Raw genomic sequence first — 18011 nt, forward strand, 5'->3', positions numbered from 1 at the left:
TCGGGAAGCGCGTCGAGGGCTATGTTGTTGGCAGAGACATGATGGAGACCGAAATGAACCTGCCCGCCCCGATCCGCACCTATTTCACCGCTGTCGCGCCGCAGGACGGCGCCGCTTTTGCGGCGGCCTTTGCCCCCGATGCCATCGTCCATGACGAAGGCGCCACCCATCGCGGCCCGGCCGAGATCGAGGCATGGTGGAAGGCGGCGAAAGCCAAGTATCGCCACAGCGCCGAGCCGCTGGAACTGACCGAAGCAGAGGGCAAAGCCGTCATACGCGCCCGCGTCAGCGGCGATTTTCCGGGCAGCCCGGCGATGCTGACCTTCACTTTTGGCCTGTCGGGCGGGTCCTCGGGAGTCTTTATCCGCGACCTGAGGATCGGCTGATGGACAATTTTCTGACATTGCAGGGCAAGCGCGCTCTGATCACCGGCGGCACGCAGGGTGCAGGGGCCGCGACCGTCGCGCTGTTCCGCGAACTGGGCGCACAGGTGCTGACCACGGCGCGCAGCCAACCCAAGGGCCTGAGGCAAGCAGAATTCGTCGCCGCAGACCTGACAACGCCCGAGGGCTGCGAGGCGGTGGCCGCGGCCATTCACGACAGGCTGGGCGGGGTGGATATCATGGTGCATATGCTGGGCGGCTCCTCGGCCCCCGGCGGCGGTTTCGCCGCCCTGGGTGAGGCCGAATGGCAGGCCGAACTGAACCTGAACCTGATGCCCGCCGTGCGGCTGGACCGCGCCTTGCTGCCGGGCATGGTGGCGCAGGGGTCGGGCGTCGTGGTGCATGTCACCTCGATCCAGCGCGAATTGCCGCTGCCCGAGGCGACCACCGGTTATGCGGCGGCAAAGGCCGCGCTGTCGGTCTACAGCAAAAGCCTGTCAAAAGAGGTGGCACCCGAAGGTGTGCGCGTGGTGCGCGTTTCGCCCGGCTGGATCGCCACCGATGCCTCGATCCGGCTGGCAGAGCGGTTGGCGGCCGAGGCGGGCACCGATCTGGAGGGCGGCAAGCGGATGATCATGCAGAGCCTTGGCGGCATCCCCCTTGGCCGCCCCTCGACCCCCGACGAGGTTGCAAACCTGATTGCGTTCCTGTCCTCGGACCGGGCAGGCAGCATCACCGGGACTGAATATGTGATCGACGGCGGAACCGTGCCCACGGCCTAGCGATGACCGGCCCGGGTTTGCCTCTGTCCTGCCTGCGACAGGCGATGCCCGACCAACGGGGCCCTGAGCGCAATCAACAGCCATCTTGCCGGAAAATCCGCCCGGCATCCGGAACGATGGGCGCAGCCGGGTCGTTATCGGCGCATGAAACGCGCGGTCATCCGGGTTGCGCGGCAAGTCGATCCCCGCCTTGGGGGCCGGGTCTTGAGTTCCGGGCCTTCAGGTCTTCCAACAGCGCGGTCCGGGCTCCCGCAGGGGCAGCAGGCTGCGCGGCCATTCAGCAGGATCGGCACCGAGCAACGGAAAGGTCTTTCTTCATGGGAGCCGAGCAACGGCAGACATATCTGGAAATCATAGCCCAATTGCTTGAGTTCTGCGGAGTTCTGGCAATCCTTGCGGGGATCGTCCTTGCGATCTGGGAGGCCCTGCGCCACGCGCTGCGCCAAAGGGACGGATCGCTGATCTTCGATCTGTTCCGCACGCGTCTTGCCCGCAGTATCCTGATCGGCGTCGAATTCCTGATCGCCGCCGATCTGATCGGCACGGTCACAGTGGATCCCACGCTGCAGAACCTTGGCGAACTGGCGATCATCGTTGTGATCCGCACCTTCCTCAGTTTCACGCTGGAGGTTGAGATTGCCGGTCGCTGGCCCTGGCAGCGCCACCGCGACCGACCCAGTGAGGGTTGACCCAAGCCGCTCATGGCTCCGGTCTTGATGGGGGCCCCACACCGCCCGCAAACGGTGATTTAACGCGCCGGGGATGCTTCCCTGCTCCGCCCAAGCCGTGCTAGACCGCATGTCCTGCCCGGGCGCTGCCCCCGGATCAGCGGACAGGAAAGACGGCAGGCACCGAGACATCTTCCGCAAGGACAGACCGGCGACGGGAGTGACATCGCGATGACCCAGAACATCCTGCCCCATGATCACGGCAGTCACCGCCTGTCCGTCGCCCCGATGATGGATTGGACCGACCGGCATTGCCGGGTGTTTCACCGCGCGATGACGCGCCGTGCGATGCTTTACACCGAGATGGTCACGGCAGCGGCGGTGATTCATGGGCCGCGCGCGCGGCTGCTGGATTTCCACGCAGTCGAACATCCCGTCGCGCTGCAGCTTGGTGGCTCGGATCCGGCGGAACTGGCCCGGGCCACGCGGATTGCAGGCCCCTGGGGCTATGACGAGATCAATCTCAATGTCGGCTGCCCTTCGGACCGGGTGCAATCGGGCTGTTTCGGCGCGGTGCTGATGGAACGGCCCGCGCTGGTCGCCGACTGTCTGGCCGCGATGATCGGCGAAAGTCCGGTGCCCGTCACGGTGAAATGCCGCATCGGCGTCGATGACCAGATCCCCGAGACGGTGCTGCCCGATTTCATCGAAAAGGTCGCGGGCGCGGGCGTGCGCCATATCATCATCCATGCCCGGAAGGCCTGGCTTCAGGGCCTCAGCCCCAAGGAAAACCGCGAGATCCCGCCGCTGGATTATCCGCTGGTGCTGCGGATGAAACGGGACTTTCCCGAACTGACGATCTGCCTCAATGGTGGCGTCACGACATTGGCGCAGGCCGAGGCGCTGCTGGCCCAGGGTCTGGACGGGGTGATGATCGGGCGTGCGGCCTATCACGATCCGGCTGCGGTGCTGATCGGGGCAGACAGGCTCTGGGGGGAGGATCATGCCCCCGACGCGGTGGCGGTGGTGCAGGCGATGCGGCCCCATATCGCCGCACATCTGGCAGACGGCGGGCGGCTGCACCAGATCACGCGGCATATGCTGGGGCTGTTTCACGGACGACCGGGCGCGCGCGGCTGGCGGCGGGTGCTGTCAGAAAACGCCTCGCGCCCCGGGGCGGGTCTGGATGTGGTCGACATGGCGCTGGAACGCGTGACCGTTCCGGTCTGAACACCGCATCACACAGCGGCTCTGACCGACCGCCAGGGGCGGTGCAGGCAAGGGACCCCGGCCCGATTGATACATCCGGCGCGCGCAGCACCTCTGGTCCTTTCGCGCCTTGCGGTCTATGGCTGGGCGGAAATCTGCCCCGGAGACCTGCCATGCACGATCTTTCCACGCTGCTGCCGATGCTTGCGCTGCTTCTGGTGATCGGCGGCTTTGCCGGGATCATCGCCGGATTGCTGGGGGTCGGCGGCGGGATCGTGCTGGTTCCGGCTTTCTTCTACATGTTCTCGCATCTTGGCTATGGGTCCGATCAGCTGATGCAGGTCTGTCTTGCAACCTCGCTGGCCACCATCGTCGTGACCTCGGCACGGTCGGTGATGTCGCATCACAAGCGCGGCGCGGTGGACTGGTCGGTGCTGCGCGGCTGGTGGCCCTTCATAGCGGCGGGCGCGGTGCTGGGAATGCTGACAGCGGCGCAACTGCGCTCGGTCACATTGCAGATCATCTTCGGCGTGCTGGCGCTGATCGCGGGGCTTTACATGGCCTTCGGGCGGTCCCACTGGCGGCTGGGATCGGAGATGCCCAGGGGCGCGCGGCGCGCAGGGATCGGGGGCGCAGTCGGATTCTTTTCGGTGCTGATGGGCATTGGCGGCGGGTCCTTCGGTGTGCCGGTCATGACGCTTTATAACATGACGATCCACCGGGCGGTGGCCACCGCGGCGGGCTTCGGGCTGATCATCGCCCTGCCCTCGGTCATCGGCTTTCTGTTTCTCAGGATCGACGCGCCGCCCCCCTATACGGTCGGCGCGGTCAATCTGCCCGCCTTCGGCATCATCATCGCAATGACGCTGCTGACCGCCCCGCTGGGCGTGCGGCTCGCGCATTGGATGGATCCCGCACCGCTGAAACGCGCCTTTGCGATCTTCATCACGCTGGTCGCGCTGAACATGCTGCGCAAGGTCGCGGGGTTCTAAGGCCTCACCCGGACGCCTCTGCCCCCTCCGCCCTTTTTCTGTCCATAAATATCCCGGGGGGTGAATTTGGCATAGCCAAAGAGGGGGGCAGCGCCCCCCTGCGCCCCTGCCCCGGCCCGCAACTTCGCGCTTGCACTTCGCAGCACATCCGCAAGGATGCCCCGGACAGGATGGAGGCGTGGATGACGGAACGGAAGCTCAACCAACCCCTTGGCGGCAACGAAATGCCCCGTTTCGGCGGCCCGGCCACCATGATGCGCCTGCCCGTGCAGGACAGTGCCGCGGGGCTGGATGCCTGTTTCATCGGCATCCCGCTGGATATCGGCACCTCGAACCGTCCGGGCACAAGGCTTGGCCCCCGCCAGATCCGTGATGAAAGCAGGATGCTGCGCCCCTATAACATGGCGACCGGGGCCGCCCCTTTTGACCATCTGCAGGTGGCCGATATCGGAGATGTCCCCATCAACACCTTCGATCTGAAGAAATCGGTCGGGATCATCGCGGACCACTATCGCGCGGTGCTGGCGCATGGGACAATCCCGCTGACACTGGGCGGCGATCATACGCTGACATGGCCGATCCTGCGCGCAATGAAGGAACGGCACGGCCCTGTCGCGCTGATCCATGTCGATGCCCATGCTGATGTCAGCGACATAATGTTCGGCGAAAAGGTTGCCCATGGCTGCCCCTTCCGCCGTGCATGGGAAGAGGGCTGCCTGATCAATGACAAGGTGTTCCAGATCGGGCTGCGCGGCACCGGCTACAGCCCCGAGGATTTCAATTGGGGCCGTGCAAAAGGCTGGACCGTGGTGCAGGCCGAGGCGTGCTGGCACCGCTCGCTTGCGCCACTGATGGCGGATATCCGCGCGAAGATCGGCGATGCGCCGGTTTATCTCAGCTATGATATCGACAGTCTTGACCCCGCCTTTGCCCCCGGCACCGGCACGGTCGAACCCGGCGGCCTGACCATCTGGCAAGGGCTGGAGATTGTGCGCGGCTGTGCGGGCCTGAACCTTGTCGGGGCCGATCTGGTTGAGGTTTCGCCCCCCTATGACCCATCGGGCAATACAGCACTGGTCGCCGCGAACCTGCTTTATGAAATGCTCTGCGCTCTGCCCGGCGTGCCGCAAGGGGCTCCCCCCCCTCGCTGAGGTCTGCCACGATGCCGAGGATTTGCCTTCCCCGTCGCTCCGCGCTAATTTGAACGGCGTTCAGAATGACGTCACGGCGGGACAAGGACGGGGGCAGCACATGGCCGGAAAGATCAGCAAGACCGACCAGCGGCGTGAGGAATTGCGCGAACGCCTGATCGGGATTGCCGAGGCCCGGATCGCCGCGCAGGGGCTGGCCTCGGTCAAGGTCCGCGATCTGGCGCGCGAGGCGGGTTGCGCGGTCGGCGCCATCTACAATGTCTTTACCGATCTCAACGGTCTGGTGATGGCGGTGAACGGGCGCACCTTCCGCAAACTGGGCAGCCATGTGTCCGAAACGGTGGCAGAACGCCCGCAGGACCGCGCGCAGGACCAGTTGATCACCATGTCGCTGGCCTATCTGCATTTCGCGCAAGGCAATCACAACCTGTGGCGCGCGCTGTTTGATCTGGACATGTCCACGGATATGGACGTGCCGCAATGGTATCTGGCCGAACTGGGCGCGCTGTTTGCCCTGATCGCCGCCCCGATCGCGCGGATCTTTCCCGACTGGCCGGGCGACCGGGTCGATCTGATGACCCGCACGCTGTTTTCCTCGGTCCATGGGATCGTGCTTCTGGGCCTGCAGAAAAGGATTTCCGGCGTCCCGCTGGACCGGATCGAGGCGATGATCGCGGCCTTGCTTTCGAATGTGACGGCACAAGCCGGGAAACCCTGACCAAAAGGCTGCGCCATGACTGGCGCTGATCCAATGCCTTTAGTCCACATGCCCGGTGCCGCCCCTTCCGGACGCCGACCCTTTCCCGACGCAGCCGCCCGTGACAGACTGTTGCGACCCGCCCGGACCCATCCCGCCAGAGGAGCCCGCAGACCATGCACCGCATTCCCCGCCTTCCTGCCTGTCTGCCCGGGCTTGTCCTGCTGATCTGCCTCGCGCTGAGCAGTGCGGCGCAGGCGCAATGCCGGGGCACGGATCTGCTGGAGGTGATGCCCGCCGCCGAGCGGCAGGAGCTCATGGCCCGGGCCGCCGCAGTCCCCTATCCCGAGGGCAATCTGTGGCGCGCCACGCGGGGCGAGGCCGAACTTATGCTGGCAGGCACCTATCATCTGGACGATCCGCGCCATGACGGGGTGATGGACCGTCTGCTGCCGCTGCTGGAGCGCGCGACGGTGCTGCTGGTCGAGGCGGGCCCCGAGGAGGAGGAGGCCCTGCGCGACCGCATGGCGGCCGATCCCGGAACCATGCTGGCAGAGGGCGGATCAGCTGTATTCGACCGGCTTGGGTCGGAAGAACGCGACCGCCTTGCCGATGCGCTGCTGCAACGCGGTATCCCCGGCCCGATTGCCGAACGGCTGCGGCCGTGGTTTCTGTCGATGATGCTGGCCATTCCACCCTGCGCCCTGCCCATTGCCGCCCGCGATGCCGGGCTGGACAAGCGGCTGATAGAGGCGGCCGACCTGCGCGGCATCCCGGTCCGGGCGCTGGAACCCTATGACACCGCGCTGCGGCTGTTCGACGGGATGACCGAGGCCGAACAGGTCGCCATGATCCGCAATGCGCTGTCCTTTGAGGACCGCGCCGCCGATCTGCTGCACACCACCTCCGAGGCCTTTTTCACCGCGCGCACAAGGCTGATCTGGGAGTTGAACCGCCATCTTTCCTTGAAACAACCCGGTGCCGATGCCGCAGAGGTCGAGGCCGAGTTTGCAAAGCTGGAAGAAACCCTGATGAGCCAGCGCAACCGCGACTGGCTGGCCGCCCTTATCGACGCTGCCACGAAAGGCCCCGCCTTTGCCGCCTTCGGCGCGCTGCATCTGCCCGGCAAGGCAGGCGTGCTGGCGCTGTTGGAGGCCGAGGGTTTCACGCTGGAACGGCTGCCCGAATAGCGCGCGGCCCCTTGCCTGTCGGCCTGCCTCCCGCCTGACCGCGTGACAAGCCCGCCCGGCCCGCCTATAACCCGGCGCGAAACCGTACTTTCCGAGGCAGATCCATGACCACGCTCGTTTTCGGCCACAAATCCCCTGATACCGATTCCACCGGCTCCCCCGTCATCTGGGCCTGGTATCTGTCCGAGGTGAAGGGCATCCCCGCGACCGCGATGCTGCTGGGCGAACCCAATACCGAAGCCGCCTTCATGCTGCGCCACTGGGATCTGCCGAAACCCGACCTTTTGGGCGATCTGGCCCCCGACACGCCGGTGGTGATCGTGGATACGAACAACCCCGCCGAACTGCCCGCCACTGTGAATGAGGCGCGCATCGAGGGCATCATCGACCATCACATGCTGGTGGGCGGGCTCAAAACACGCAGCCCCATCGACATCACCATCCGTCCGCTGGCCTGCACCGCCACGATCATGCATGACCTGATCGGCGATGATCTGGCCCGCGCACCGCGCGGCATCAAGGGCGCGATGCTGTCCTGCATCCTGTCGGACACGCTGGAATTCCGGTCGCCCACCACCACGCCGCATGACCGCGCCGTGGCCGAAAGCCTTGCCGCCGATCTGGGCGTTGCGATCCCTGACCTCGCCGCCGCGATGTTTGCCGCGAAATCCGATGTCTCGGCCTTCTCGGATGCCGAATTGCTGCGCATGGACAGCAAGGAATACAGCGTCGCGGGCCGCGAACTGCGCGTCTCGGTGCTGGAAACCACCGCGCCGCAGGTGGTGCTGGACCGCAAGTACAGCCTGATGCGGTCTATGGAAGGCGTCGCGGCCGAGGACGGGGCCGATCAGGTCTTGCTGTTCATCGTCGATATCCTGCGCGAGGAGGCCACGCTGCTGGTCCCGAATGATCTGGTGAAATCACTGGCCGAGGCCTCCTTCGGCGTCAGCGTCAGCGGCGACACCGTCACCCTGCCCGGCGTGATGAGCCGCAAGAAACAGATCCTTCCCGCGCTGCGCTTCTGATCCGGCCCTTTGATGCGCCAGTCTGAAATGCCTGTCTGATCCGCATAGCTCCGCCCTTTCCCCAGCCCAATCCGAAAGGTTCCCATGACCCGTATCATCCGCCGCCTGTCCGATACCGGCACAAGCTATCGTGCGCTGTTCTGCGATCTCTGGGGTTGCGTCCATAACGGCAAGACCGCATGGCCCGAGGCGGTGGCGGCCTTGCAGGAGTTTCGCGCGGGTGGCGGGCGGGTGATCCTTGTCACCAATTCGCCGCGCCCCAAAGGTCCGGTCGCGGAACAGATTGCGGGTATGGGCGTGCCGCGCGATGCCTGGGACGATATCGCGACCTCGGGCGATGCGGCGCAATATGCGCTGTTTGCGGGCGCGGTCGGGCATCGGGTGCATCATATCGGGTCCACGCCCAAGGATGATCCGTTCTTCACCGATGTCCCGCCCGAGCTTGAGGCCCTGCGCGCCGAAGGCCCCGCGATCGAACGGGTGGATCTGGATCAGGCCGAGGGCATTGTCTGCACCTCACCGCTGAACGAATATGACGACCGTCCCGAAGATTACCGCGCGGCATTCCTTTACGCCAAGGCGCGCGGGATGAAGATGCTTTGCGCCAATCCCGACCTCATTGTAGATTTCGGCGAAACCCGGCTGCTTTGCGCCGGATCGCTGGCGAAATTCTATGAGGAACTGGGGGGCGAAGCCCTGTATTTCGGCAAGCCCCATCCGCCGGTCTATGATCTGGCCCGCCGCCGCCTTGCCGCCATTGACGGCACGCTGACCGACCGAGACATCCTGTGTGTCGGGGACGGGATCGGCACCGATATTCTGGGCGGCGAGATGGAGGGGCTGGACACGCTTTTCCTGACCGAAGGGTTGCAGGCAGGCAATTTCGGCCCGGCCGAACGGCTGGATGCCGAGCGGCTGGAGGCGTTCCTGACCGCCGAAGGGCGCAATCCGACGCTGACCACAGGGTTTCTGCGCTGAATTGACCCAGAAATAATATTGCTCTCCGCACCAACTTAACGAAAATATCTTGCGTGACGGATTGCGCTGCATCGCAGCAGGCGCTAGGCTCTGACCCGTATAGCGGGAGCATCCGGCATGACCGACAACCAGCCACGCGGCACGATCTGCATTGAGGATATCGAGATCGGCATGACGCGCCATCTGCAAAAGACCGTGACCGACCGGGATATCGCGCTCTTTGCCGAGGTCTCGACCGACCGCAATCCGGTGCATCTGGATGACGTTTATGCGCGGGACACGATCTTTCAGGGCCGCATCGCGCATGGCATGCTGACCGCAGGGCTGATTTCAGCGGTGATCGGCGAGCAGCTTCCCGGTCATGGCGCGGTCTATCTGGGCCAGAGCCTGAAATTCATGGCCCCCGTTCGCCCCGGCGACTGTGTCCATGCCGAGGTGCGCGTCACCGCCATTGACCACGCCCGCCGCCGGGTGACCCTTGAAACCCATTGCGCCGTGGGCGATACGGTTGTGCTGAAGGGCGAGGCGCTGGTTCTGGCGCCGTCGCGCAAGTTCGACTGAGGCGCGGGCCCGGGCCCGCAGGGGCATAATGCGCATCTATCACGACTGGCAGGATATTGCAGGAGGCGACCGGGGTGCTGCGGTTGCCATGGGCAATTTCGACGGAGTGCATCTGGGCCACCAGCATGTCATCGGACTGGCGTCAGAACAGGCGGCCCTGACAGGGGGACCGCTGGGCGTCGTGACATTCGAGCCGCATCCCCGCAGCTTCTTTGCGCCCGAGGCCCCGCCCTTTCGCCTGATGAACCCCGAGGCGCGGGCCAACCGCCTTGCCAAGCTGGGGGTAAAGGTTCTGTTCGAACTGCCCTTCGATGCGCGCCTTGCCGGTCTGTCGCCCGAGGCTTTCGTTACCGATGTTCTGGCCAAAGGTCTGGGCATCTCGCATGTCGTCGTAGGGGCAGATTTCTGTTTCGGCAAGGGCCGCAAGGGCACGGCGGCCGATCTGCAGCGGCTATGCGCGGAACAGGGGATCGGCGTCACGCAGGCAGGGCTGATCCAGACTGACGGGGTTGATATTTCCTCAACCCAGATCCGCCGCGCGCTGACCGAGGGGGAACCCGTGCGCGCCCGCGACATGCTGGGCCATTGGCACCGCATCGAGGGCGAGGTGATCCATGGCGCGAAACGGGGCCGCGAGCTGGGTTATCCGACCGCGAATATGGCGGTGGAAAATCTGCATCTGCCGAAACCCGGCATCTATGCGGTACTGGTCGATGTGCTGACCGGCCCGCATCAGGGCCGCTATCACGGCGCGGCCAATCTGGGGGTGCGCCCGATGTTCGGGGAAAACCCGCCCAATCTGGAAACATACCTGTTTGATTTCTCAGGCGATCTTTACGGCCAGCACCTGTCAGTTGCCTTTGTCGAGTTCCTGCGTGGGGAGGCGAAGTTTGACGGCCTGCCCGCCCTGATCGCCCAGATGGATGCCGATTGCGCCCGCGCGCGCCAGAGTCTGGGCGCGCTTTGATGGCCCCGCCGCGCCGCCCCGGCCTGATCGCCGATCCCGGCAAACTGCGGGACCGGTTCTGGGAAACCGTGCCAATGAAAAAGATGTCCGGCGCGGAATGGGAGGCACTGTGCGACGGCTGCGGCAAATGCTGCCTGAACAAGATCGAGTATGAGGATACGGGCGAGGTGGATTTCACCCGCCTTGCCTGTCGCCTGCTGGATGGTGAGACCTGCCGCTGCAGCCAGTATCCGATCCGCCATCAATTCGTGCCCGATTGCGTCAGCCTGACCCCTAACAAGCTGGAACAGATCGCCTATTGGCTGCCCCGAACCTGCGCCTATCGCCTGCTGCATGAGGGCAAGCCGCTGGAAGACTGGCATCCGCTGATCTCGGGCGATCCGGAATCGGTACACCGTGCCGGGGCCTCGGTGCGCGGCTGGACCGTGCCGGAAAACGAGGTCGCGGAAGAGGATTGGGAAGATTACGTCATTCAGGAGCGGCCCTGATGTTCTTTGCCTCGGACAATGGCGCAACGGTCGCGCCCGAGATCATGGCCGCGATCATGGCGGCCAATGCAGCGCCCTCGCTGTCCTATGGCGATGATGCAGCAACCGCCGCGCTGACCGCGACGATCCGCGCGGTGTTCGAGGCTCCGGATGCGGCAGTGTTTCTGGTCTCGACAGGCACGGCGGCCAATGCGCTGGCGCTGGCGATACTGGCCCCGTCCTGGTCGACGATCTTCTGCCACCGCCACGCCCATATCGCCGAGGATGAATGCAACGCGCCCGAGTTTTTCACCGGCGGCGCAAAGCTGACACTGGTGGATGGCGCGCATGGCCGGATTGCCCCGCAGGCGCTGGCGACGGCCATCGCGGGTGCGGGCGGGTCGGTTCACGGCGCGCAGCGCGGTGCGCTCAGCCTCAGCACTGTGACTGAGGCGGGCAGCGTCTATTCCACCGCCGATCTGGCCGCCCTTGCCACGCTGGCGCGGGATCACGGCCTGCCGGTGCATCTGGACGGCGCGCGCCTTGCCAATGCGCTGGCCACGACCGGGGCCAGCCCCGCCAACATGACATGGCGGGCGGGGGTGGATATCCTGTCGCTGGGGGGCACCAAGAACGGCCTGATGGCGGGTGAGGCGGTGGTTATCTTCGATCCGGCCCGCGCATGGGAATTTCAGCTGCGGCGCAAGCGGGCCGGGCATCTGGGGTCGAAACTGCGTTATATGGCAGCGCAGTTCGAGGCGTGGTTTGCGGATGACCTCTGGCTGCGTCTGGCCGGGGCGGCCAATGCCAAGGCCGCACGGCTGGCGGCAGGGCTGACCGATCAGGGCGCGACACTGCTGCATCCGGTTGAGGCGAATATGATCTTTGCCCGCCTGCCAGCCAGCGCCCATAGCCGCGCAACCGGGGCGGGGGCGGTCTATTACCGGATGGACGCGCAGCTGTGCCGGCTTGTGACCGGCTGGGACACGCCCGAGGCCGATATCGACGCGCTGCTGGCGGCCTTTCTGGGGCCGGCGGCGCGGGGGGTGTGACCGGTCGGGCCTGACTGGCGATGCCCCGATTGGCCGGGCCTTGCCCCTATGCCGACGCGCCCAAAAAGTTCCGCAACAGGGCCGCGCAATCGGCGGAATGGGTTATCGGCAGCATATGCCCCGCCCCTGCGATCTGTCCGCGTGCCACCTGCGGCAGGCGGCGCGCCAGCTCGGTCTGGATTGCCGCGATGACCGGCGGCGACAGCGCCCCCTCGACCAGCAGCACCGGCAGGCCCAGCGATTCCAGCCTGCCATGATCCAGCAATCCCGCGCTGTCCTCGACCAGCACCGCATTCTGCGCCGCGATCAGATGGATCCGCGCCGCGATGTAATCCTGCTGCGCCAGAGTCAGCGACCCGAAACCCTGCCCGGTGCCCCAGATCGCCTGAAACGCCGTGGCGGCGGCGCGCATGTCACCTGCCCGCAGCGCCGCATCAAAACCCTGATGCGCCCGCAGATGGTCAGGAAATTCCGGCCCGCCTGCCGCCCGCGCGGCCGCAAACAGAACCGGTTCGAACAGCACCAGCCGTTCCACCAGATCGGGTTCTTCCAGCGCCAGACGCAACGCCACAGTCGCCCCGAAACTGTGGCCGATCACCGGAACCGGCGCATCCATGCTGCGAAGGATGGTCAGGGCCTCCCGAGTGGCCTCGGCATGGATGTCCGATTGCGCCATGCGGGCCAGCGGCCATTCCGGCGCCCGGCCATGGCCGGGCAGGTCGGGCGCGGTGATCTGCCAGTCCGGCAGCGCGGCGGCAAGGCCCGCGAAGGCCCCGCCATGGGCAAGCGAGCAATGCAGCGCCAGGGCGGGACGCCCCGCGCCGAAAACCCGCAGCGGAAGCGTCACAGCGCCCCCGACAGATGCAGATCCAGATCGTCCAGCCGGTCCTGCCCCCAGAACATTTCCTCCCCCACCACAAAGAAGGGCGCGCCGAACACACCACGCGCGGTCGCCTCCTCCAGATTGGCGGCATAGGTTTCCGCCCCCAGCAAAAGGCTGCTATCCACAATGCCCGGATCGAAGCCCGCTGCCGTCAGGCAGTCGCGGATCACGCTGTCCTCGGCAATGTCGCGATCCTCGGCCCATGCCGCGCGCCCGAAGCCGTGCAGCAGCGTGGCCAGATCGCCCGTCGCCCCCTTGTCCTTCGCCGCCTGCGCCCCGATCAGCGCATAAGAGGCCGGGGCCGGATTGGTCGGCCAACGCGCGGGCGCGGGATTCAGGACCAGCCCCGCCTTTTTCGACTGGCGGCGCAATTCCTGCAACCGGTAGGCGCGGCGGCTTTCATGCCGGTCTTTCAGCGCCAGCCCCCCGGTGCGGGCAAAAAGCGCATTGGCGTCCAGCGGAAAATAGCGCAGCTCTGCCCCGTTGCGCGCCGCAATTTCGGCGGGCCGGGTGCCCGCAAGATAGACATAGGGCGAAAGCACTGTGAAATAGTAGTCGATCCGGGCCATTTGCACACATCCTTCCAGCCATTGGTTTGCAAGACCCTACCCCGGTGATAAGCGGTGTCAACGCCGCCCGCGCGTTGCGAATCCCTGATCCGAGGTCAGCCATGCCCGCCATCACCGAACCGAAGCTTATTTCCGGCAATGCCAATATGCCGCTGGCCCGCGCCATCGCGCGCCGCATGTCCATGCATCGCGGCATGTCCGTCGGGCTGGTCGATGCCAGGGTCGAGCGCTTCAACGATCAGGAGATCTTCGTCGAGGTCTATGAGAATGTGCGCGGCGAGGACATGTATATCATTCAGCCGACCTCGAACCCTGCCAATGACAATCTGATGGAGCTTCTGATCATCGCCGATGCGCTGCGGCGGTCCTCGGCGGACCGGATCACCGCCGTGATCCCCTATTTCGGCTATGCAAGGCAGGACCGCCGCGCCAAGGCCCGCACGCCGATCTCGGCCAAGCTGGTTGCCAATCTGATTGCCGAAGCAGGGATTGACCGGGTGCTGACACTGGATCTGCACGCCGCCCAGATTCAGGGTTTCTTCGACATTCCGGTGGACAACCTCTATTCCGCGCCGGTCTTTGCACTGGATATCGAACACTCGTTCCGCAACCGCCTGCAGGATGTAATGATCATCTCACCGGATGTGGGCGGCGTCGGCCGGGCGCGTGAGATCGCCAAACGCATCGGCGCACCGCTGGCCATCGTCGACAAGCGCCGCGAAAAGGCGGGCGAAGTGGCCGAAATGACCGTGATCGGCAATGTCACCGGCAAGACCTGCATCATTGTCGATGACATCTGCGATACGGCCGGCACGCTGTGCAAGGCGGCCGAAGTTCTGGTCGAAAATGGCGCGACCGAGGTGCACAGCTATATCACCCATGGCGTGCTGTCGGGGCCAGCGGTGGAGCGAATCACGAAATCGGTGATGAAAAGCCTTGTCATCACGGACAGCATCGAACCGTCCGAGGCCGTGCGGTCAGCCCCGAATATCCGCATCGTGCCGACCGCACCGATCTTTGCGCAGGCGATCCTGAACATCTGGAACGGCACCAGCGTGTCGTCCCTGTTCGAAACCGAAACCCTCGCCCCGATCTATGAGGGAATGTATAGCCGGGGGTGACGCCCGCCCCGTCCTGACCCACCCTCGTTCTGCATGGCCTGCGCGGAGCGCGCTGCAGCGCGGGCCGCAGCCTTCAGTCAACTTCCCATTCATCCGTATCGCGCAGGGGGCCGATGGCCATCCAATCGGCGCGGATCCGGGCCACGCGCGTATCGCCCCAGGTCTTGAACACCAGATGGAAGCCTTTGGCCGTCACCTTGTCGGCTGCGATATCCGCGCGGCCATTGGCGCCGCTGTCCATATCCCACATCGCAATCGAAACATGCACGGCGGGAACGTCGATGAACGCCTCCCGGAACTGCACGATATGGCGGGACTCGCGGGGGCCCTGTCCGGTCCACATCACCCCGTCATCAATGAAATCGGAAAACAGCACCCGGCTGCCCTGTTCGATTCCGAAACTGTTTGTTCTGAAACGTCGCATGTGATCCCTGTGCCGCCCTGCCCGCAGCTTGCCGACCAGAAAGCGGCAATTCGAGGTCCTGTGCAAGGCGCGCCATGAAAAAAAGGCCCCGTTTCCGGGACCTTTCTCGAATGCTTTTGCACCGGCACGGGGCCGATGTCAGGCGGGTTTCAGGCCGCGATGACCGACCGAAGATTGATCAGATCCTGAATGAACTTCTCCATCGAATCGCGATCATCCGCAGCCGCAAGGGCCGCCTGTTCACGGGCCTCGGCCACATAGCTGTCGATCAGCGCGCCGGTCGCCTCTTCCAGCGGAACGGCGCGTTCGGCCAGAACCGACACACCCGATGCGGTGATCTCGGCAAAGCCGCCCGTCACCGCAAAGGACCGCGTCGCTTCCGCCGAAACCACTTTCAGGACACCGGGGCGCAGCGTGGTGATGACGGGGGCATGCCCCTCCATCGCCGTCAGATCGCCATCCGCCCCGGGGATCTGCACCTCGACCACCTGAAGCGACGCAAGGCGGCGCTCCGGGCTCACGAGGTCGAATTGCAGTGCTCCTGCCATGATGCCCCCTTATGCCGCAGCCGCAGCCAGACGCTGCGCCTTGGCGATCACGTCGTCGATATCGCCGACCATGTAGAACGCGGCTTCCGGAAGGTGGTCATATTCACCCGCAACCACGGCCTTGAAGGACGCGATGGTTTTTTCCAGCGGCACCTGCACACCGTCCGAACCGGTGAAGACCTTTGCAACGTCGAAAGGCTGCGACAGGAAGCGTTCCAGTTTACGCGCGCGCGTCACGGTCAGCTTGTCATCTTCCGACAGTTCGTCCATCCCCAGAATGGCGATGATGTCCTGCAAGGACTTGTAGCGTTGCAGCACCTGCTGCACATCGGTCGCGACCTTGTAATGCTCTTCCCCGATGATCAGCGGGTCCAGCAGGCGCGAGGTCGAGCCAAGCGGGTCCACAGCCGGATAGATCCCCTTTTCCGAGATCGCGCGGTCCAGAACCGTCGTCGCGTCAAGGTGCGCGAACGAAGTTGCAGGTGCGGGGTCGGTCAAGTCATCGGCCGGAACATAGACTGCCTGCACCGAGGTGATGGAGCCGTTCTTGGTCGAGGTGATGCGTTCCTGCATCGCACCCATATCGGTCGCCAGCGTCGGCTGATAACCCACGGCGGAGGGGATACGGCCCAGCAGTGCCGACACTTCCGACCCTGCCTGCGTGAAGCGGAAGATGTTGTCCACGAAGAACAGCACGTCCGATCCGGTATCATCGCGGAACTGTTCGGCCAGCGTCAGGCCCGACAGCGCCACACGCATCCGCGCGCCCGGAGGCTCGTTCATCTGACCATAGACCAGCGCGATCTTGGACTTGCCCAGATCATCGGGCACGATAACGCCGGATTCGATCATCTCGTGGTAAAGGTCGTTGCCCTCACGGGTCCGTTCACCGACACCCGCGAAAACCGACACACCCGAGTGCACCTTGGCGATGTTGTTGATCAGTTCCATGATCAGAACCGTCTTGCCAACGCCGGCGCCGCCGAACAGGCCGATCTTGCCGCCCTTGGTATAGGGGGCCAGAAGGTCGATAACCTTGATACCGGTGACCAGAATCTCGGTCTCGGTCGACTGTTCCGCAAAGCTGGGCGCCGCGCCATGGATGGAGCGGGTGGATTTGCTGGAAACCGGGCCCTTTTCATCAACGGGTTCCCCGATGACGTTCAGGATGCGGCCCAGTGTTGCCTCACCCACTGGAACGGCGATCGGCAGGCCGGTATCAGAAACCGCCTCACCGCGCACAAGTCCCTCGGTCGCGTCCATGGCAACCGTGCGGACGGTGTTCTCGCCCAGATGCTGCGCCACTTCCAGCACAAGACGCTTGCCGTTATTGCTCGTTTCGAGTGCGTTCAGAATGGCCGGAAGGTCACCCTCGAACTGCACGTCCACCACAGCGCCGATCACCTGAGTGATCTTGCCGGTTGCTTTCGCCTTTGCCATGTCTTTTTCTCCGTGCGGGTCAGAGCGCCTCGGCGCCCGAGATGATTTCAATCAGTTCCTTGGTGATCGCAGCCTGACGCGAGCGGTTGTACTGGATGGTCAGCTTGTTGATCATGTCGCCCGCATTGCGCGTGGCGTTGTCCATGGCCGACATCCGTGCCCCCTGTTCAGAGGCTCCGTTCTCAAGAAGTGCCGTGAAGACCTGCGTCGCGACACCGCGCGGCAACAGATCCGCAAGGATTCCCTCTTCCGAAGGCTCGTAGTCATACAGCGCCGATGCAGTGGCCGGGGCATCGTCAAAGCGCGCCGGGATCACCTGCTGCGCGGTCGGGATCTGGCTGATGACCGACTGGAAGCGGTTGAAGAACAGCGTTGCAACGTCGAACTCACCCGCTGCGAAACGCGCAAGCACGTCCTTGGCAATCATCTGCGCCTGTGCATAGCCGATCCGCTTCACATCGGACAGATCGACATGCCCGATCATATAGGCGGACATGTCACGGCGCAGCTGTTCGCGCCCCTTCTTGCCGACGGTCAGGATCTTGACCGTCTTGCCCTGCGCCAGCAATTCCTGCGCGCGCAGCCGCGCCAGACGCGCGATGGAAGAGTTGAAGGCACCGCAAAGCCCCCTCTCGGCCGTCATCACGACCAGAAGGTGCACCTTGTCGCTGCCGGTTCCCGCCAGAAGGCGCGGTGCGCCTTCGGCATTGCCCACCGATGCGGCCAGCCCCGCCATCACGGAGGTCATCCGCTCGGCATAGGGCCGCCCCGCCTCGGCCGCATCCTGTGCACGGCGAAGCTTGGCCGCCGCGACCATCTGCATGGCCTTCGTGATCTTCCGCGTCGACTTGACGCTTCCGATCCGGTTTTTCAGATCCTTAAGGTTCGGCATCTACCTACCCCC

The 18011-nt window shown here is 64.8% G+C and carries 21 protein-coding genes; 15 read left to right on the top strand and 6 right to left on the bottom strand.

Features of this window, described 5'->3' with window-relative positions; all coding sequences use genetic code 11:
• Positions 1 to 53 precede the first annotated feature (53 nt).
• The 14 genes from JL811_RS16945 (at position 54) to JL811_RS17010 (ending at position 12122) form a co-directional block, all read left to right on the top strand.
• Positions 54 to 386, top strand: coding sequence for a nuclear transport factor 2 family protein (locus JL811_RS16945; RefSeq protein WP_202689956.1), 333 nt, complete (start codon positions 54 to 56; stop codon positions 384 to 386).
• Positions 386 to 1165: an SDR family oxidoreductase gene (locus tag JL811_RS16950; protein WP_202689894.1), complete on the top strand. Its 780-nt coding sequence runs from the start codon at positions 386 to 388 to the stop codon at positions 1163 to 1165. Before JL811_RS16945 ends, JL811_RS16950 begins: the two co-directional genes overlap by 1 nt.
• A gap of 317 nt (positions 1166 to 1482) precedes the next feature.
• A complete protein-coding gene (locus JL811_RS16955) occupies positions 1483 to 1854 on the top strand; it encodes a DUF1622 domain-containing protein (RefSeq protein WP_202689895.1) in 372 nt (123 codons plus the stop codon).
• Positions 1855 to 2064: 210 nt separating this feature from the next.
• Positions 2065 to 3063 (top strand): tRNA dihydrouridine(20/20a) synthase DusA, encoded by a 999-nt coding sequence (dusA, locus tag JL811_RS16960; RefSeq protein WP_202689896.1) that lies wholly within the window; start codon positions 2065 to 2067, stop codon positions 3061 to 3063.
• A gap of 152 nt (positions 3064 to 3215) precedes the next feature.
• Entirely contained in the window at positions 3216 to 4034 is an 819-nt protein-coding gene (locus tag JL811_RS16965) for a sulfite exporter TauE/SafE family protein (protein WP_202689897.1), read from the top strand.
• Positions 4035 to 4216: 182 nt separating this feature from the next.
• Positions 4217 to 5185 carry an agmatinase gene (speB, locus tag JL811_RS16970; protein ID WP_202689898.1) on the top strand — a complete coding sequence of 323 codons (969 nt, stop codon included), beginning with the start codon at positions 4217 to 4219 and terminating at the stop codon, positions 5183 to 5185.
• A gap of 100 nt (positions 5186 to 5285) precedes the next feature.
• Positions 5286 to 5903 (top strand): TetR/AcrR family transcriptional regulator, encoded by a 618-nt coding sequence (locus JL811_RS16975; RefSeq protein ID WP_202689899.1) that lies wholly within the window; start codon positions 5286 to 5288, stop codon positions 5901 to 5903.
• Positions 5904 to 6058: 155 nt separating this feature from the next.
• Positions 6059 to 7072 carry a TraB/GumN family protein gene (locus tag JL811_RS16980; RefSeq protein WP_202689900.1) on the top strand — a complete coding sequence of 338 codons (1014 nt, stop codon included), beginning with the start codon at positions 6059 to 6061 and terminating at the stop codon, positions 7070 to 7072.
• 104 nt (positions 7073 to 7176) lie between these two features.
• A complete protein-coding gene (locus JL811_RS16985) occupies positions 7177 to 8097 on the top strand; it encodes a manganese-dependent inorganic pyrophosphatase (protein WP_202689901.1) in 921 nt (306 codons plus the stop codon).
• 84 nt (positions 8098 to 8181) lie between these two features.
• Positions 8182 to 9075, top strand: a complete 894-nt coding sequence (locus JL811_RS16990; protein ID WP_202689902.1) for a TIGR01459 family HAD-type hydrolase — start codon at positions 8182 to 8184, stop codon at positions 9073 to 9075.
• Between the two features lie 117 nt (positions 9076 to 9192).
• A complete protein-coding gene (locus JL811_RS16995; protein WP_202689903.1) occupies positions 9193 to 9636 on the top strand; it encodes a MaoC family dehydratase in 444 nt (147 codons plus the stop codon).
• A gap of 28 nt (positions 9637 to 9664) precedes the next feature.
• A complete protein-coding gene (locus tag JL811_RS17000) occupies positions 9665 to 10603 on the top strand; it encodes a bifunctional riboflavin kinase/FAD synthetase (protein WP_202689904.1) in 939 nt (312 codons plus the stop codon).
• Complete coding sequence (locus JL811_RS17005) at positions 10603 to 11091, top strand: YcgN family cysteine cluster protein (protein ID WP_202689905.1); 489 nt, start codon at positions 10603 to 10605, stop codon at positions 11089 to 11091. The genes JL811_RS17000 and JL811_RS17005 overlap by 1 nt, the downstream gene beginning before the upstream one ends.
• Positions 11091 to 12122 (top strand): threonine aldolase family protein, encoded by a 1032-nt coding sequence (locus JL811_RS17010; RefSeq protein ID WP_202689906.1) that lies wholly within the window; start codon positions 11091 to 11093, stop codon positions 12120 to 12122. Before JL811_RS17005 ends, JL811_RS17010 begins: the two co-directional genes overlap by 1 nt.
• 46 nt (positions 12123 to 12168) lie before the next feature.
• On the opposite strand, the gene JL811_RS17015 is transcribed toward JL811_RS17010, so the two are convergent.
• Entirely contained in the window at positions 12169 to 12969 is an 801-nt protein-coding gene (locus tag JL811_RS17015; protein ID WP_202689907.1) for an alpha/beta fold hydrolase, read from the bottom strand.
• A complete protein-coding gene (locus JL811_RS17020; protein ID WP_202689908.1) occupies positions 12966 to 13574 on the bottom strand; it encodes a 2-hydroxychromene-2-carboxylate isomerase in 609 nt (202 codons plus the stop codon). The genes JL811_RS17015 and JL811_RS17020 overlap by 4 nt, the downstream gene beginning before the upstream one ends.
• Before the next feature lie 101 nt (positions 13575 to 13675).
• Between JL811_RS17020 and JL811_RS17025 the strand changes: the two genes are divergently transcribed.
• On the top strand, positions 13676 to 14695 hold the full coding sequence (locus JL811_RS17025; protein WP_202689909.1) for a ribose-phosphate pyrophosphokinase: 1020 nt from the start codon (positions 13676 to 13678) through the stop codon (positions 14693 to 14695).
• A 73-nt stretch (positions 14696 to 14768) separates the two neighbouring features.
• Here the strand turns inward: JL811_RS17025 and JL811_RS17030 are convergent, their stop codons facing one another.
• The 4 genes from JL811_RS17030 to JL811_RS17045 all read right to left on the bottom strand — a co-directional run bounded on the left by JL811_RS17030 (position 14769) and on the right by JL811_RS17045 (position 17999).
• Positions 14769 to 15119, bottom strand: coding sequence for an H-type lectin domain-containing protein (locus JL811_RS17030; RefSeq protein ID WP_202689910.1), 351 nt, complete (start codon positions 15117 to 15119; stop codon positions 14769 to 14771).
• A 149-nt stretch (positions 15120 to 15268) separates the two neighbouring features.
• The gene (locus JL811_RS17035; RefSeq protein ID WP_202689911.1) at positions 15269 to 15667 is read right to left on the bottom strand and encodes a F0F1 ATP synthase subunit epsilon; all 399 of its coding nucleotides are present in this window, start codon (positions 15665 to 15667) and stop codon (positions 15269 to 15271) included.
• A gap of 9 nt (positions 15668 to 15676) precedes the next feature.
• Entirely contained in the window at positions 15677 to 17107 is a 1431-nt protein-coding gene (atpD, locus tag JL811_RS17040) for a F0F1 ATP synthase subunit beta (RefSeq protein ID WP_202689912.1), read from the bottom strand.
• 19 nt (positions 17108 to 17126) lie between these two features.
• A complete protein-coding gene (locus tag JL811_RS17045) occupies positions 17127 to 17999 on the bottom strand; it encodes a F0F1 ATP synthase subunit gamma (RefSeq protein ID WP_202689913.1) in 873 nt (290 codons plus the stop codon).
• Positions 18000 to 18011: the final 12 nt, after the last annotated feature.

This window comes from Szabonella alba (assembly GCF_016765775.1).
Classification (GTDB): Bacteria; Pseudomonadota; Alphaproteobacteria; order Rhodobacterales; family Rhodobacteraceae; genus Szabonella; species Szabonella alba.

What these genes read in the sequence shown, in the direction of transcription:
- JL811_RS16975 (WP_202689899.1), top strand. Translation starts at nt 5,286, where the DNA reads ATGGCCGGAAAGATCAGCAAGACCGACCAGCGGCGTGAGGAATTGCGC.
- JL811_RS17010 (WP_202689906.1), top strand. Translation starts at nt 11,091, where the DNA reads ATGTTCTTTGCCTCGGACAATGGCGCAACGGTCGCGCCCGAGATCATG.
- JL811_RS16995 (WP_202689903.1), top strand. Translation starts at nt 9,193, where the DNA reads ATGACCGACAACCAGCCACGCGGCACGATCTGCATTGAGGATATCGAG.
- JL811_RS17020 (WP_202689908.1), bottom strand. Translation starts at nt 13,574, where the DNA reads ATGGCCCGGATCGACTACTATTTCACAGTGCTTTCGCCCTATGTCTAT.
- atpD (WP_202689912.1), bottom strand. Translation starts at nt 17,107, where the DNA reads ATGGCAAAGGCGAAAGCAACCGGCAAGATCACTCAGGTGATCGGCGCT.
- JL811_RS16945 (WP_202689956.1), top strand. Translation starts at nt 54, where the DNA reads ATGAACCTGCCCGCCCCGATCCGCACCTATTTCACCGCTGTCGCGCCG.
- JL811_RS17045 (WP_202689913.1), bottom strand. Translation starts at nt 17,999, where the DNA reads ATGCCGAACCTTAAGGATCTGAAAAACCGGATCGGAAGCGTCAAGTCG.
- JL811_RS17030 (WP_202689910.1), bottom strand. Translation starts at nt 15,119, where the DNA reads ATGCGACGTTTCAGAACAAACAGTTTCGGAATCGAACAGGGCAGCCGG.
- dusA (WP_202689896.1), top strand. Translation starts at nt 2,065, where the DNA reads ATGACCCAGAACATCCTGCCCCATGATCACGGCAGTCACCGCCTGTCC.
- JL811_RS16950 (WP_202689894.1), top strand. Translation starts at nt 386, where the DNA reads ATGGACAATTTTCTGACATTGCAGGGCAAGCGCGCTCTGATCACCGGC.
- JL811_RS17005 (WP_202689905.1), top strand. Translation starts at nt 10,603, where the DNA reads ATGGCCCCGCCGCGCCGCCCCGGCCTGATCGCCGATCCCGGCAAACTG.
- JL811_RS16990 (WP_202689902.1), top strand. Translation starts at nt 8,182, where the DNA reads ATGACCCGTATCATCCGCCGCCTGTCCGATACCGGCACAAGCTATCGT.
- JL811_RS17035 (WP_202689911.1), bottom strand. Translation starts at nt 15,667, where the DNA reads ATGGCAGGAGCACTGCAATTCGACCTCGTGAGCCCGGAGCGCCGCCTT.
- JL811_RS16985 (WP_202689901.1), top strand. Translation starts at nt 7,177, where the DNA reads ATGACCACGCTCGTTTTCGGCCACAAATCCCCTGATACCGATTCCACC.
- JL811_RS17025 (WP_202689909.1), top strand. Translation starts at nt 13,676, where the DNA reads ATGCCCGCCATCACCGAACCGAAGCTTATTTCCGGCAATGCCAATATG.
- JL811_RS16980 (WP_202689900.1), top strand. Translation starts at nt 6,059, where the DNA reads ATGCACCGCATTCCCCGCCTTCCTGCCTGTCTGCCCGGGCTTGTCCTG.
- speB (WP_202689898.1), top strand. Translation starts at nt 4,217, where the DNA reads ATGACGGAACGGAAGCTCAACCAACCCCTTGGCGGCAACGAAATGCCC.
- JL811_RS16965 (WP_202689897.1), top strand. Translation starts at nt 3,216, where the DNA reads ATGCACGATCTTTCCACGCTGCTGCCGATGCTTGCGCTGCTTCTGGTG.
- JL811_RS17000 (WP_202689904.1), top strand. Translation starts at nt 9,665, where the DNA reads ATGCGCATCTATCACGACTGGCAGGATATTGCAGGAGGCGACCGGGGT.
- JL811_RS16955 (WP_202689895.1), top strand. Translation starts at nt 1,483, where the DNA reads ATGGGAGCCGAGCAACGGCAGACATATCTGGAAATCATAGCCCAATTG.